Genomic DNA, 14,706 nt, shown 5'->3' with positions numbered 1-14,706 from the left:
TAGCTGGCATATGGCATATCGTTTGGCTTGCTGTGTGGCGGCTAGTTTTGTAACGCAACTCTGACGAGATCGCACCATGCAACAACCTTTCTACTGGCGCAGGGCAGGCACCTTGGTGCTCCTGGCGCTATGCTTGCTGCTTGCAGGCTGTAGCTCGGCCTTAATGGACCCGAAAGGCGTTATTGGTGAAACCCAGCGTTCACTGATTCTGAGTTCTTTTGGCCTGATGCTGATCGTGGTCATCCCCGTTATTGTCATGACGATAGTGTTTGGTTGGTACTATCGCCGTAGCAATACAATGGCCGAATACCTGCCTGACTGGGCACACTCCAACTGGATCGAAGCAATCGTTTGGCTGGTTCCGGTGGTTATCGTCGCTATTTTGGGCGTAATTACCTGGAAAAGTTCGCACGATCTTGATCCTCACCGCGCACTTGAAAGCGACGTGGCCGAGCTTGAAATTCAGGCTGTGGCGCTCGACTGGAAATGGCTGTTCATCTATCCCGAGCAAGGCATTGCAACGGTCAATGAAGTTGCCTTCCCGGTAGATACGCCCGTTCGGTTCCGCGTGAGCTCCGGTTCAGTGATGAACTCTTTCTTCATTCCTCAGTTGGGTAGCCAGATCTACGCCATGGCGGGAATGGATAACGACGTTTATCTGCAGGCCAACGAAATCGGTACCTACGGTGGTCGTTCGACCAACTATAGCGGTGCTGGCTTCTCTGGCATGATCTTCGACGCTCATGTTACGTCAGACGAAGACTTTGACGCCTGGGTTGCTGAAGTTGAGCAGTCGCCACAAACACTGAACTATCCGGAAGGATACTCCGAGCTTGCTGAGCGCTCTACGTTCCACCCCGTTGAGTACTTCTCAGACGTTACGCCTGAATTCTATGAGCGCTTAGTGTCCAGCTTCCATACCGGTAGCGACCCTGACACCGAGACTCAGGATGCGCCCCGCGCACCAGCAGTCGATAGCAATGAAGCCTATCAAACGACCGACAACCAAGCGGATGGCGAGGCTGAGGATGGCCAAACCATGAGCAATGAGGCGGGAGAGTAACCGTGTTCGGTAAATTAAGCTTAGAAGCAATTCCCTATCACGAACCCATTCTGGTAATAGCGGGTCTCGTGGGAATTCTAGGCGGCGCGGCATTGTTGGGCGCGTTGACCTATTTCCGTAAGTGGGGCTGGCTGTGGAACGAGTGGTTCACGTCAGTCGACCATAAAAAGCTCGGTATCATGTACTTCATCGTGGCGCTTATCATGCTGCTGCGTGGTTTTGCCGATGCCCTGATGATGCGTGTACAGCAGGCGATAGCTGCTGGTGGCTCGGCAGGCATTCTGCCGCCTGATCACTACGACCAGATCTTTACCGCCCACGGCGTTATCATGATCTTCTTCGTGGCGATGCCCATGGTTATCGGCCTGATGAACCTGGTTGTTCCGTTACAGATCGGTGCGCGCGATGTTGCGTTCCCGTTCCTTAACAACCTGAGTTTCTGGCTGTTCGCCGTTTCGGCTCTGCTGATCAACGTTTCTCTGTTCGTGGGTGAGTTCGCGACCACAGGGTGGTTGGCTTATGCGCCGTTATCGGGGATAGAGTACAGTCCCGGGGTCGGGGTCGATTACTGGATATGGGCGTTGCAGATATCCGGGATAGGTACCACGTTAACCGGTATCAACTTCTTCGTTACTATTCTGAAAATGCGTACCAAGGGCATGACCCTGTTCCGCATGCCGATCTTTACCTGGACGTCGCTGTGCGCCAACGTACTGATCATTGCCTCTTTCCCGATTTTGACCGCTACTATTGCGATGCTGACGCTGGATCGTTACCTGGGGATGAACTTCTTCACGAACGATATGGGCGGCAACGTAATGATGTACGTCAACCTTATCTGGGCGTGGGGTCACCCTGAGGTTTATATTCTGATTCTGCCGGCGTTCGGTGTGTTCTCAGAAGTTATTGCCACCTTTGCTCGCAAGCGTCTATTCGGTTACCACACCATGGTGTGGGCAACAATTGCCATTACCGTGCTGTCGTTCATCGTTTGGTTGCACCACTTCTTCACCATGGGTGCAGGCGCCAACGTCAATGCCTTCTTCGGCATCATGACGATGATCATTGCGATCCCGACCGGTGTGAAAGTCTTCAACTGGCTGTTCACTATCTTCCGTGGCCGCCTGGAACTGACTTCACCGGTACTCTGGACGCTGGGCTTCATCATCACCTTCACGATTGGTGGTATGACCGGCGTAATGCTGGCACTGCCGGCGGCTAACTTTGTACTGCACAACAGTCTGTTCGTTATTGCTCACTTCCATAACGTTATCGTTGGTGGCGTGGTCTTCGGCATGATGGCGGGTCTGACCTACTGGTTCCCGAAAGCCTTCGGCTTCACGCTTGACGAGAAGTGGGGCAAGCGTTCCTTCTGGTGCTGGATAATCGGTTTCTATGTCGCGTTCATGCCGCTGTACGTACTGAGCTTCTACGGTGCTGCGCGCCGCATGAACTCATACCCGAACGCTGAATGGCAGCCCTGGTTTATCGTTGCTTTGATCGGTGCACTGCTGATCGCTGCGGGTATCGCTTGTACGCTCATTCAGTTCTACGTAAGCGTACGTAACCGCGATAAGTATGCTGATGTGACCGGCGACCCATGGGATGGCCGTACGCTCGAATGGGCAGCTTCTTCCCCGCCCGCGTTCTACAACTTTGCGCGCCTGCCCGTCGTTGGTGATATCGACAGCTTCTGGTCGCAAAAGCAGCGTGGCAACGAGCAGTTGGAAGATGCGCCATACACGGATATCCATATGCCGAGAAATACGGTGGCCGGACCTATCATCAGTGTCTTTGCGATGATCTTTGGTTTCGCCATGGTATGGCACATCTGGTGGCTGGCTGGGTTCAGTGCAATCGGCATGCTGGTGAGCTTCCTGATGCGGGTATCTAACGACGATATCGATTACTACGTGCCTGCTGCAGAGGTCGAGCGAATCGAGCTTGCTCATCAACAACGTGTGGAGGCCCAGGCGTAATGGCTACTGAATCCTTACATCACGATGCCCATGCTGAAGAGCATGAGCACCACGATGCCGGTCCTACCAAGGTATTTGGTTTCTGGGTCTACCTAATGAGCGACTTAGTGATCTTCGGAACACTATTCGCCACCTACGCCGTGCTCATGAAGGGCACGGCCGGTGGGCCGACCGGCGCGGATATTTTTGAACTACCTTTGATTCTCTTCGGCACCTTTGCACTGCTGATCAGTAGTTTCACCTTCGGCATGGGCGTTCTGGCGATGAACGCCAACCGTGTCGGTCAGGTGAAGATGTGGCTGGGCATTACGTTCGTGCTGGGCCTGATGTTCCTGGGGATGGAAATCTATGAATTCCATCACCTGATCCATGAAGGTTTCGGCCCGGATCGTAGCGCCTTCCTGTCAGCGTTCTTTACCCTGGTAGGTACCCACGGCCTGCACGTGACCTTCGGTATGATCTGGATTCTGGTCATGCTGGTTCAGCTGTCGACCAAGGGTCTGAATGATAAAACGCGTCCGCGTATCCTGTGCTTGAGCCTGTTCTGGCACTTCCTGGATATCGTCTGGATCTGTGTATTCTCCTTCGTCTACTTGATGGGAGTGCTGGTATGAGTTCTTCTAGCCAACCGTCCGGTCACGGCACTGTAAAGTCCTATGTAACGGGTCTTGTGCTGTCGTTGGTCCTGACTGTCATTCCATTTGGCGCCGTTATGCTGGGTTCGTTCAGCTTGCCTGTGAACGTGGGAATCATCGTTGTAACTGCCGTCTTGCAGGTTCTGGTTCAGCTTGTGATGTTCATGCATTTGGACTTCAAGACTGAAGATGGCTGGAACATGCTTTCCTTCGTCTTCACGGTGCTGATTCTCGGCCTAGTGGTAGGAGGTTCGCTGTGGATCATGCAGCATCTACATCTCAACATGATGATCGGCTAACCAGCATGCCCAATCGGTGGCACGATCTGCTTGAGCTAACCAAGCCAGGAATCATCGGCGGCAATCTGATTGCCGCCCTTGGCGGCTACTTTCTAGCCGCGCACGGTGAATTCGATCTGGTGACGTTTGCTTCGGTCATGTTGGGGATCGCATTAGTGATCGCCTCAGGATGTGCGTGTAACAACGTGATTGATCGGGATATTGATGCTCTGATGGCGCGCACGCGCCATCGTCCTCTGGTTAGGGGAAGCGTCTCTATCACTCAAGCATTGGGTTTGTCGGCGCTGCTGGGTATCAGTGGTGTGGTCTGCCTGGCATTAGGCACCAATGGATTGACGGTGGCCTTGGCCGTGATTGGATGGGGCGTGTATGTAGGGGTGTATAGCCTTTATATGAAGCGTAACTCTGAATACGGCACCGTGGTAGGCAGCCTGTCAGGTGCTATGCCGCCAGTGGTAGGCTACTGCGCGGTGACGGGTACTTTTGACAGTGGGGCGATTGTTCTGCTGTTGATCTTCTGCCTCTGGCAGATGCCGCACTCCTACGCTATTGCGATTTTCCGCTATGCCGATTACCAGCGCGCTTCGATTCCCGTTCTGCCTGTTGTTCACGGTATCAAGCGCGCAAAGCATCATATCCTGGGCTACATCTTGGCGTTTATTCCCGCCTCGTTAGCCTTGGTACTGGCGAGCCAGGCAGGTACTGGCTACCTGTGTGTCGCGCTGACCATGGGGGGCTACTGGCTCTACCTGGCGATCTGTGGCTACCGGCTGGATGATGATGTACGTTGGGCCAAGCGCGTGTTTGGTGTCTCGATTCTCACCATCACCGCAATGAGCCTCGTTATCGTGCTGGAATCCATGGTGCCAATGTGGACGTAATCGATTCACACCGCTAGGCGGTTGAATTAAAAAAAGCCCCGTACAGCTTAGCTGCACGGGGCTTTTTCTTGCCTTGAGAAGCCTATTCTTGTCTCGAAATCTACTGCTCGGCCATCGCTTCGCGTTGGCTTGCCTGAATGGCGGTCAGGGCGATGGTATAGACGATATCGTCCACCAGCGCGCCGCGGGAAAGATCGTTTACCGGCTTGTTCAACCCCTGAAGCATGGGCCCCACGCTGACTACGCGAGCGCTACGCTGCACCGCCTTGTAAGTCGTATTACCCGTATTCAGGTCAGGGAAAACAAACACCGTGGCGCGGCCTGCAACGGCCGAGTCCGGCGCTTTTTGCTTACCCACGCTTTCAATGGCCGCTGCATCGTACTGCAGCGGGCCATCGATCAATAGGTGGGGGGCACGTTCCTTGGCGATGCGGGTGGCTTCACGCACTTTATCCACATCCGCACCCGTGCCTGAATCGCCGGTTGAGTAGCTGATCATGGCTACGCGCGGCTCGATACCAAACGCTTCTGCTGAGCGAGCGCTTTGCAGGGCGATTTCGGCAAGCGTTTCAGCATCCGGGTCCGGGTTGACTGCGCAATCGCCATACACCACGACCTGTTCGGGCAGCAGCATAAAGAATATCGACGACACCTGGTTATATTCAGGCGCGGTCTTGATCAACTGAAACGCCGGGCGTACGGTATTGGCGGTAGTATGTATGGCCCCTGAGACCAAGCCATCCACTTCATCCAGCTGCAGCATCATGGTGCCAAGCACTACGTTATCCTGCAGCTGGGCCTCAGCGGTCAGCTCGTTAAGCTTGCCGCGCCGACGCTCTACCATCGGCCCAATATAGTTTGCTCGAGTGCTTTCCGGGTCAATGATCGTAAGGTCATCAGGCAACGTTAGGCCGCGGTTGCGGGCGACGTTCTCAATATTCTCGCGGCTGCCTAACAGTACGCAGTTGGCAATGCCGCGCCGCTGGCAAATAATGGCAGCTTCCACCGTGCGCGGCTCGTCACCTTCGGGTAGGACAATACGCTTTTGAGCTTGCTGCGCCTGTTTGACCAGCTGATGGCGAAATGCTGAAGGCGACAAGCGCTGCACATAGCTATGGCTCAAGGTGGTCTTTAGCCACTCCAGGTCCATATGCGCTGCCACATAGCGCGCAACCTGCTCGGCACGCCCGAAGTCATCGATAGGAATCTCGCTGCTCAGCTGGCTCAGGTGTTGGGCGGTGGTCAGACTATCGGTTTCCACCGCAAGAACCGGAAGCCCGGTTCTTAGCGCGGGTCTGCACATCTCAATCATGTTGTCGTTGGGCAGAAAACCGTTGGTCAGTAAAACGCCCGCCAGCTGGGTGCCGTTCATGCTCGCCAGTGCTGAGGCCAGCACAACGTCATCACGGTCGCCTGAAGCTACCACCAGGCTGCCAGGCGTGAAGATATGCAGCGCATTGGCTGCGCTACGAGCGCACAGACTTGTCGACAGCACTCGACGACTGGCGGCTTCGCCTTCATTTAAAAGCGTGGCATTAAGCGCACGGGCCACATCCAGGGTACGTGGCGCAGTCAACGTTTTGCTTTGCGGCACAATGCCAATTAAATGGAAACTTTCAGTGGCAAGCGAGGGCGAGTAGCGACGCAGCTCTGCAAGCACCGGCTCTTCAAGCTGAGGTTTAATCGTGCCGGGAGCTGCTGAAAGATCGTCCTCCTGACCGTAGGGCAGATTTTTCATGCGCATCAGGATGCCGCCCAGCGTACGGTTGGAGCTGACTCCGCCAAAGCTTCGCGCATGCATGTCCAACTCTTCGGCAAGCTGTTGAGGTTCGTTCAGGTCACCGGTGCTGACTAAAATAATACGTGCGTTAAGGGCGTGGGCCAGTTGGGCATTGGTCTGAGTGGCATAGGTGGTGTGCTGGGTGGGCACCACGCCTTCTACCACGACCAAGTCCAGGGCGTTGTTATCGCGCTCGGCCTGCTGTACTACCTGATCATAAAGCTCCACCACGTTTTCCATCAGCTCGTCGATCTGGTCGTCGCGCAGCAGGCGCTCTAACCGGGCTTGAGAGATAGGCGAAGGCGGGCGCTGGTTTAGCGTGCGTGAAACCAGCGCGGTTGAGCGATCAAGGCCGGGCCCATTGAGCTCGTTTTGCATAAACGGTTTTAAAAAGCCAGCTTTCAGGCCGATGGTATCGAGTGCCTGGATGAGCCCCAAACAGGCCGAGGTTAACCCGGCACCTACGCTAGTGGGCACTAACAGTATGACTTGAGGTTGAGCAGGGGTAGTCATGCCTGGGCCTCCACACACTGGCGTGTTTCCATCGCGATACGGCCTTCTTCATCGGTAGGAATGACCCATACTTCAGGCCCGGTATGGTTCTCGATGTCCAGTTTGCCTTCTTTTCCACGTATCATCGCTGCGTTGCTCTCCTCATTTAGGGCAAAGCCAAAGTGGGGCAAGAGGCCGATTACCTTACGGCGCACAGTGGGGGAGTTCTCACCGATACCGCCGGTAAAAATGACCCCGTCCAGCCTAGGTAGCGCACAGGAAAGCGCGGCCAGCGATTTGGCAATGCGATAGCAGAAAACGTTCAGTGCCAGCAGGGCGCCTTCGTGGCCTTTTTCTGCTGCTTCCTCAACTTCGCGCATATCATTGGTCAGGCCAGAGAGACCCAGCAGCCCACTTTGCTTGTTCAGCACGTCATCGATGTGATCCAGCGACCAGCCCAGTTGGCGGTGCAAATGCGCGTGCAGGCCAGGGTCGACATCGCCGCTGCGGGTGCCCATCACCAAACCTTCCAGCGGTGTGAGCCCCATGCTGGTGTCTTTACTCTGATTGTTCCATATCGCGCAGGTCGAGCAGCCGTTGCCCAGATGAGCGGTTAGCCAGCCGCCGGCACCGCGTTCACTAAGTGTGGCCGCACGCTGGCTGACAAACGCGTGGCTGGTGCCATGAAAACCGTAGCGGCGAATACCGTGCTCGGCGTACAGACTTTCCGGCAGGGCGTAGCGGTAAGCCGTGGGCGGTAGGCTCTGATGGAACGCGGTGTCGAATACCGCCACCTGGGGCAGCTTGGGAAACACCTTTTGGGTAGCGGCGATCCCGGCCAGATTGGCAGGATTATGCAAGGGGGCCAGAGCCGCAGTACTTTGAATGGCGCTGACTACGTTCTCATCGATCAATGCGGCCTGAGTGAACTGTTCGCCACCATGAACAATGCGGTGGCCGATGGCCGCAGGAATACGTCCTTCCAGACGCTCTAAAATAGCGCTTAACGCTTGCGTATGGTCGGCATTGGGCAGTGGCTGGTCAAAGCGCTCACCGGCACTGTTCTTACCTTTTAAACAGGCATCGGCACCGCCCAGGCGCTCGGCCAGCCCGGCCAGACGCGGCGCATTCGGGTCTGAGTCGATCAGCGCATATTTAATAGAGGAAGAACCACAGTTAATGACCAGCACCGGTGCATTCATAAAAATTATCCGCCAAGAAGAAAGCTGAAGTTTGGACCTTAGTTTAATACGCGGCAAGCGGCATCACTAACAGTGGGTATTTGTTTAGCCTTCTATGTAAAATACAGGCATGTTTGGCTATTTAGCCCCACTTATTCTGAGCGTTTGGTACCTATGTCCGCATCGTCGCTACCCACCCCGTTGCCCCGCCATCTGGCCATCCTGTTAATGATTACGGTTGGCACCATGTTTGCTGCTAACCATGTATCTGCACGGCTAGCCTTCGATAATGGTACGGGGTTGCTACTGGCCGTGTTAACCCGTTCGGGCTTGGCCTGCTTGATTCTATTCACCCTAGTACTGGTTCAGAGAAAAAGCCTCTGGCTACCGGCGGGAACATGGCGCTGGCAGCTGGCGGTGGGCGTGCTTATTACCATTCAAAGCCTAAGCCTCTACTCTGCCGTGGCACGGTTGCCGGTGGTGATCGCCTTGCTGCTGGTAAATACCTTTCCTATTCAGTTAGCGCTGTTGAGTTGGGCGCTGGGTGGGCCCCGGCCTACGCTGCGCAGTTGCATCATCATGGGAACGATATTGATCGGACTTGTCGTGGTGTTGGATATCCCCACTTGGCTTTCCAGTGCTGATGCGATGGGCCCCGAATGGGTCGCCGGGATTGGTTTTGGCTTAGTGGCCGCTTTCGTGTTCGCCTGTGCGCTATGGATCACCGAGCATCGTTTAAGTCAGGTGGGCAGTACCCTGCGTAGCCTGTTAACCATGCAAACGGTATTTTTCGCCATGATCATTGGCGGAATTTTAGGCGCGGTGCCGGGCGGGATGAGCCTACCTGAAAATAGCCAGGGCTGGCTGGGTCTGGTGTTTCTGGCGCTGCTCTATGCAGGCGGGTTTTCAACGCTGTTTATTTTCGTGCCGCGCCTGGATATGGCACGTAATGCCCCGGTGATGAATATCGAACCCGTTGCATCGTTAGTGATCGGCTATTTTGTTCTCGGGCAGATGCTTAGCCCAAGCCAGCTGGTGGGTGGCGCGGTGGTGGTGGGTGGTATTGTTGTGCTTAGCCTTTCCAAACGGCGTTAAACAGGGATCTTTCCAAAACAGTGTTACATATTGCGTTATCTCCGAGCATCGGCCACAATAGGAAAGTGTAAGGAAACACTGTTTTTTAACTGAGGTTCAATGACTATGAAGATGACCGTATTATCACTCACCTCTGCAGCACTCCTGGTTGGCACGAGTGCATTCGCGGCATCGGCACAGGCACAGCAAGCGTTTGGTTACCCGGAAGGTTATATTGGCGGCGACGCCATGGCTTGGAGTCTGGATCCTGACCGCGGCTCCTCGCGAGATAGCGTAGGTCTACGCTTACGCGGTGGCGCTCAGTTTAACGATTATTTTGCCCTGGAAGGTCACTTGGGTACGGGCGGCTCCGATGGCGGCGCTGAACTCGATTACCTGGTAGGCGCCTACGCAAAAGGTATTGCCCCTATTGCGCCCACCGCACGCCTGTATGGCTTGGTGGGTATGACCGAAGTGGATTTTAACCTCGATCGTGAAAGCGGCTTCTCTTATGGTGCAGGCGGCGAGATTGATGTAGCCAACAACTTATCGATCAACGCTGATTACATGCGCTATCTGGATAAGTCCAACTACGATTTTGATGCTGCCAGCATTGGTTTACGCTACCGGTTCTAATAGCGCTTAACAGCGTTAATGTACTCAAGCCCCAAGACCGTTCAGTCTTGGGGCTTTTTTATATCTGTAGCGTTAAGCGGCTAGCCTCTTAAAAGCAAGACTGTCGCGTTATTGTTAGCTTGCTAATTGTTTGTTAGACTAAGGTATTCAACGATACCTGCGCGAGTAGAAGCGCAAGCGGCCTGTCAAAGGCGGCGAGAAATAGCGAGTGAATACCCCATGTCCCCTGATCAACGCTTTGCCCTCTGGGTAAAAGTGGCGCTGGCTGCTTTTGCCCTTTTATTTGCCTACTTTCTGGTGGCCGACAGTTTTATGCCCATGACGCCTGAAGCGCGGGTCATGCGCCCGGTCACGCGCATTGCCCCGGAGCTTAGCGCGCCAGTCAGCGAAGTGGTGGTCCGCGATCATCAACAGGTCGCTAAGGGTGATGTGCTGTTTCGCCTCAATCCTGAACCCTTTGAGATCGCGTTAGAGCAAGCAAGTCTTGAGCGAGAGCAGGCCCAGCGCGAAAACACTCAGCTTGAAGCGGAGCTTGCCGCTGCACGCGCCATGCTGGCATCTGCCCAGGCAACCGCGGAAGAGCGTGCAGGCGAGCGGCGCCGTGGTGAGGCGCTGATCGGGCGACAGAGTATTTCTCGCCAGCAGTACGATCAGCAGATAGCCGCCGAACATACCGCCCAGGCGGAAGTGGCGTCCGCCCAGGCCAAAATCGAAAGCCTGGAAGTACAGCTGGGCGAAGAGGGCGACACCAACCTGCGGCTGCGCCAGGCGGATATCGCGCTGGACAGAGCCCAGCTTGACGTTGCCCGCACCGAGGTACGCGCGGTAGAGGCAGGCCAAGTCACCAATCTGCAGCTCCAGGCGGGCGACTACGTGCAGGCGGGCCAGCCGGTCATCGCACTGGTCAGCCAGCGTGTGGATATCATCGCCGACTTCCGCGAGAAGAGCTTGCGCCATGTGCATCCTGGCGACGAGGCTGCCGTGGTATTTGATGCCTGGCCTGGGCATATCTTTGAAGGCCGGGTAAGCGCCTTTGATGCCGGAGTACGCGAAGGCCAGCTGGCCGCCGACGGGCAGCTGGCGGATATTCCGACGTCTGATCGCTGGGTGCGCGACGCTCAGCGTCTACGTATTCATATTGCCCTGAACGAGCCATTATTGGCGCCGCCGCCCAGCGGTGCCCGGGCCACAGTCCAACTGCTGCCCGGCGAGCATCTGCTGGCCCACCCGTTTGCTTGGCTACAGACGCATCTGATCAGCTGGCTACACTATGTCTATTAAGACTCGGTTTACTAAGATCAGGTTTACTAAAACCAAGCCTGCGCCGAAGGCTCACGCTCATCCTGGGCTAAATGAAAACGGCCTGCGCCAATGTCTGCGCGTAGCTGGCGGCGGCGCGCTTGGTTTTGTCGTAAGCCAGGTCATGGGCTGGAACTATGGGGTCTTCTTTACCGTATTTCCGATGTTTCTACTGGGCATGGTGCCCATCCTGAACGCCAGCATCATTCGCCAGTTTCTGGCCAACGTCTCACTCAATGCGTTGGAAGTCAGCGTGGTGGTGGGCTTGCTCAAGCACATGCCGGTGGTCATGACGCTGGTAGTGCTGTGCATGTTCCTGTTTCGCTTCAACCTGATGGCCAAGGGTCCGCTGTTTTTGTTTGGCGCCAACGGCGTGCTTACTCTGAGTATTCTGCTGCATTTCGCAAGCTACCCAAGCGTCGATTTAAGCGATCTGCTTGCCTCCAACGTTGTGGCAAGCGTGTTGGCCGTGTTTATCGCCATGCTGATGCATACAATTTTTCCAGATGTTGAGCCCCGCCAGCCACCGCCCAGGGCAAGCAAGACTCAGGCGCAGATACGTCACGAAACACTGATCGGCGGGATTACCGCGACCCTCTCGTTCATCGTGTTTCAGGTGTTTGACCTGCAGGGATCACTCTCGGCGCAGATGGCGACCATTTTAGTGCTGTTTGCCATGGGCTATGCGGGCGCCCGGGTATCAGCACGCAAACGTGCCATCGGCACGCTGCTGGGCTGTAATCTGGCGCTGGTCATGCAGCTTTTGCTGTATACCCAGAGCAATCACTTCCTGCTGGTCATCATGCTTTACTGGGTAGGGCTCTTGCTGTTCGGCCGCGAGCATATCAAGGAGGGCGGCGGCTCAGGCATCGGGTTTGGCGGGCTTACTACGCTTGGCATTCTGTTTGGGCAGTCGCTCGGGCCTAACCAGGATCTGGTGTATAGCGCGCTGTACCGCTTTTCTTCCATGAGTGTGGCGCTGGTAGCAACGCTTTTGGTCATGGCATGTTTACATGCTTTGCTTAATAGTTGGGCACCCACAAAAATATCTATAACAAATTGAGGCAACTTTTTTTAAAAAGACTACTCTGATAATGCAGCTGCGATGTTAAAGACATATGAATGTCTCGCCGCACGCAGCGTATTTCCCTACTAACGGATTAGAGGTTTATGTCATGAGTGGAAAAGACGATAAAGCAAAAGGCGCAGCTAACAAGGCCGCTGGTAAAGTTAAAGAAGCCGCTGGTAAAGTGACCGGCAGTGAAAAAACTGAAGCCAAGGGTAAAATGCAGCAGGCTAAAGGCGAAGCTCAAAAAGGTAAAGGTGAGGTGAAAGAGAGCCTCAAGAAAAAATAATCTTACCGTGTTAGCGTAATACGTCGACAACAGGGGCCTTTGGCCCCTGTTTGCGTTTTGAACTAGCTTTACGGAGCAATGAGTTCGACTGAGAAGCTCATCTCCACGCCTGCGTCATCCACTTCGACCCAGTACGCCATGTTGTTCAGAATATCGCCAAACTGTTTAAACGATTCAATATCCGATGACGACAACTCCGGTGAAGGCGACTGCTCCATTATATCGGCCAATGATTGATAGAACTCACCCGTGAGATGCCCATAAGCCAGCAGGTTGCGCTCGGAAGCTGGCGCCTCTAGCCCTGCCTGAAGTGCTGCTGGGTCGCTGATGTCAGCGCCCAATACAAGAGCATTGTCAGACATGACGGCATAAAGCGCCGGTGCTTCTGGCGGCAGCATCATGCTCTCTATTTTCTGGGGCTCTCCACCGGGTGCCAGTTCAAGGGCTCCAAGCTCAGGCATAAAGGCACTGAGGGTTGACAGCAGGGCCATCGGGTTTTGCGAAGCAAGGGTCAGTATGCCGGCAACGGAAGGCTCGCCATTCACCATTTTTAGATCATCAAGGCGCACATTGAAGCCCGAAAGCGCGGGCCCAATCATCATGGTGATCGGATTGTTGATCGCCATGTTGATATCTCTCCAGGAGTTGTTCAAGTCCTGTAGCCCATCACAGCTGAAGGGGTTTTCACGCAACTCCTGCGCATATTTCTGAATGGTCTGAACCAGCACCGGCAGGTTCATATTCAGCCCAACGCTGGCCATGCCTTCTGAGCTACCAAATCCTGGCACCTGAGTGGTCAGGCCACGCAGGTCGCTGACGATTCCCTCATCGGTTTTCAGAATGAAATTTAACTCCACGCGATCGGTACTGTACTCACGCATACCCATTGCGAGCCCGGGGAAACGGCCGGTGAGGCGGTCGATATCGGCTTGGCAGGTAGACAGATCCAGCGGCTCTTCATCAATCGCTTCCATCAGTGCCAGCGTACCGGGGTGCTCGGGGGTACTCAGCTCATCAAACAGGCGGGAAGAGGAGAGCAGCCCGGCACCGTAAGGTGTGAAATCGTGGCGCTGTTCAAGCTTAACCAATGCGTCGGTATCGCCAATGTTGCTGTCGGGTAGCGTTTTACCCAACACGTGAGCCAGTAGCTCATCGCTTGCATCTTGCGGCACCACCGATACGAGCAGCTGCTGGTCATCAATGACCATGATTACCTGGAGCGGGCCTTCTAGCGTTATCACCCAGTACTCAGTGTCATTGGTCGTTGCTTTGCCCAGAGTAATATCGGCTTTGGTCAGAACGCGCTGCAACGTCTTGCGGAAAGCTTCTTCATCCTGCAGTTCGAAACGCATGACCGGCAGGATGCCCAGGCCATAAAACGCGGCCTGAGGGCTCATCTTCATCCCCAGGGCGTGGATATCTTCAAGTGACTCTACACCCACCAGCTCTTCACCCAAGGCGATTAGTAACGTAGTGAGGGTATATAGGACTTCATCGTCCTGTATTTGGGGCAGCGTGTCGCGCATCTCATCCAGGTCGGAATCAAGAGAACCCGTGGGCTGGGTGCGCTGAAAAATGGCAAAGGCATCCTCTTCCGATAGCGTTTCACGCGATGCCATGAAGTAGGGCGAATCAGCCGGAATGTATTTCAGCATGGGGGCCGCATTGTTTTTCGATGCTTCCTGCTGTGAACCTGTTGCTGCTGGCTCGTTATTATCGCCGCAGCCGCTGATCAGGCCTGCACTGATCAAAGCAAGGGTAATCGCTATCGAAAGTTTGGTCTTCATCTGAAATCCGTCTTGTGTATGACAGGTTTTAATTTTAGGTTCGCCATTACGAACGAAACCCATAAAAATGAGAACCATACACGAGTGTTACTAAATTATCTTTAGGTGGAGTGTATAAAAATATTTCTTAATGGTAATTCTAATACTTACTTAACTAATTCCTTAAGCGCGGGATCAAATCATATTGATCGGCGTTAAGGTTTAAAAAGCGTGTCGTTATTACGCTCGTTATAAGTAAACATAAA

General features: G+C 54.6%; 13 protein-coding genes. 10 read left to right on the top strand and 3 right to left on the bottom strand.

Annotation, left to right across the window (positions count from 1 at the left end):
* The first annotated feature begins 76 nt into the window (after positions 1-76).
* Genes cyoA through cyoE form a run of 5 tightly spaced genes read left to right on the top strand, consistent with a single transcriptional unit; the run spans position 77 to position 4,857 of the window.
* Positions 77-1,063 (top strand): ubiquinol oxidase subunit II, encoded by a 987-nt coding sequence (gene cyoA / locus D467_RS0118510; protein WP_018919034.1) that lies wholly within the window; start codon positions 77-79, stop codon positions 1,061-1,063.
* A 2-nt stretch (positions 1,064-1,065) separates the two neighbouring features.
* Positions 1,066-3,042 carry a cytochrome o ubiquinol oxidase subunit I gene (cyoB, locus tag D467_RS0118505; RefSeq protein WP_018919033.1) on the top strand — a complete coding sequence of 659 codons (1,977 nt, stop codon included), beginning with the start codon at positions 1,066-1,068 and terminating at the stop codon, positions 3,040-3,042.
* Positions 3,042-3,656, top strand: coding sequence for a cytochrome o ubiquinol oxidase subunit III (cyoC, locus tag D467_RS0118500; protein ID WP_018919032.1), 615 nt, complete (start codon positions 3,042-3,044; stop codon positions 3,654-3,656). Before cyoB ends, cyoC begins: the two co-directional genes overlap by 1 nt.
* On the top strand, positions 3,653-3,976 hold the full coding sequence (gene cyoD / locus D467_RS0118495) for a cytochrome o ubiquinol oxidase subunit IV (protein ID WP_018919031.1): 324 nt from the start codon (positions 3,653-3,655) through the stop codon (positions 3,974-3,976). The genes cyoC and cyoD overlap by 4 nt, the downstream gene beginning before the upstream one ends.
* A complete protein-coding gene (gene cyoE / locus D467_RS0118490; protein ID WP_026285844.1) occupies positions 3,934-4,857 on the top strand; it encodes a heme o synthase in 924 nt (307 codons plus the stop codon). The genes cyoD and cyoE overlap by 43 nt, the downstream gene beginning before the upstream one ends.
* 100 nt (positions 4,858-4,957) lie before the next feature.
* On the opposite strand, the gene pta is transcribed toward cyoE, so the two are convergent.
* Together pta and D467_RS0118480 are read right to left on the bottom strand one after the other, a co-directional pair.
* Positions 4,958-7,150, bottom strand: coding sequence for a phosphate acetyltransferase (pta, locus tag D467_RS0118485; RefSeq protein WP_018919029.1), 2,193 nt, complete (start codon positions 7,148-7,150; stop codon positions 4,958-4,960).
* Positions 7,147-8,331 carry an acetate/propionate family kinase gene (locus D467_RS0118480; protein ID WP_018919028.1) on the bottom strand — a complete coding sequence of 395 codons (1,185 nt, stop codon included), beginning with the start codon at positions 8,329-8,331 and terminating at the stop codon, positions 7,147-7,149. The genes pta and D467_RS0118480 overlap by 4 nt, the downstream gene beginning before the upstream one ends.
* Positions 8,332-8,484: 153 nt before the next feature.
* Here D467_RS0118480 and D467_RS0118475 point away from each other — a divergent pair, with 153 nt between their 5' ends.
* The 5 genes from D467_RS0118475 (at position 8,485) to D467_RS0118455 (ending at position 12,674) form a co-directional block, all read left to right on the top strand.
* A complete protein-coding gene (locus D467_RS0118475; protein ID WP_018919027.1) occupies positions 8,485-9,405 on the top strand; it encodes an EamA family transporter in 921 nt (306 codons plus the stop codon).
* A 105-nt stretch (positions 9,406-9,510) separates the two neighbouring features.
* Positions 9,511-10,020: a porin family protein gene (locus D467_RS0118470; protein ID WP_018919026.1), complete on the top strand. Its 510-nt coding sequence runs from the start codon at positions 9,511-9,513 to the stop codon at positions 10,018-10,020.
* A gap of 219 nt (positions 10,021-10,239) precedes the next feature.
* Complete coding sequence (locus D467_RS0118465; protein WP_018919025.1) at positions 10,240-11,301, top strand: HlyD family secretion protein; 1,062 nt, start codon at positions 10,240-10,242, stop codon at positions 11,299-11,301.
* Entirely contained in the window at positions 11,291-12,382 is a 1,092-nt protein-coding gene (locus tag D467_RS0118460; RefSeq protein ID WP_018919024.1) for a DUF2955 domain-containing protein, read from the top strand. Before D467_RS0118465 ends, D467_RS0118460 begins: the two co-directional genes overlap by 11 nt.
* Positions 12,383-12,494: 112 nt before the next feature.
* Positions 12,495-12,674, top strand: coding sequence for a CsbD family protein (locus D467_RS0118455; protein ID WP_018919023.1), 180 nt, complete (start codon positions 12,495-12,497; stop codon positions 12,672-12,674).
* A gap of 68 nt (positions 12,675-12,742) precedes the next feature.
* Here D467_RS0118455 and D467_RS0118450 read toward each other — a convergent pair whose 3' ends face one another.
* Complete coding sequence (locus D467_RS0118450; protein ID WP_026285843.1) at positions 12,743-14,461, bottom strand: hypothetical protein; 1,719 nt, start codon at positions 14,459-14,461, stop codon at positions 12,743-12,745.
* Positions 14,462-14,706: the final 245 nt, after the last annotated feature.

Origin of the sequence: Vreelandella zhanjiangensis DSM 21076 (assembly GCF_000377665.1) — a bacterium.
Lineage (GTDB): Bacteria > Pseudomonadota > Gammaproteobacteria > Pseudomonadales > Halomonadaceae > Vreelandella > Vreelandella zhanjiangensis.
The sequence above is the reverse complement of the archived record's forward strand: the minus strand, read 5'-3'. Positions and strand labels throughout refer to the sequence as shown.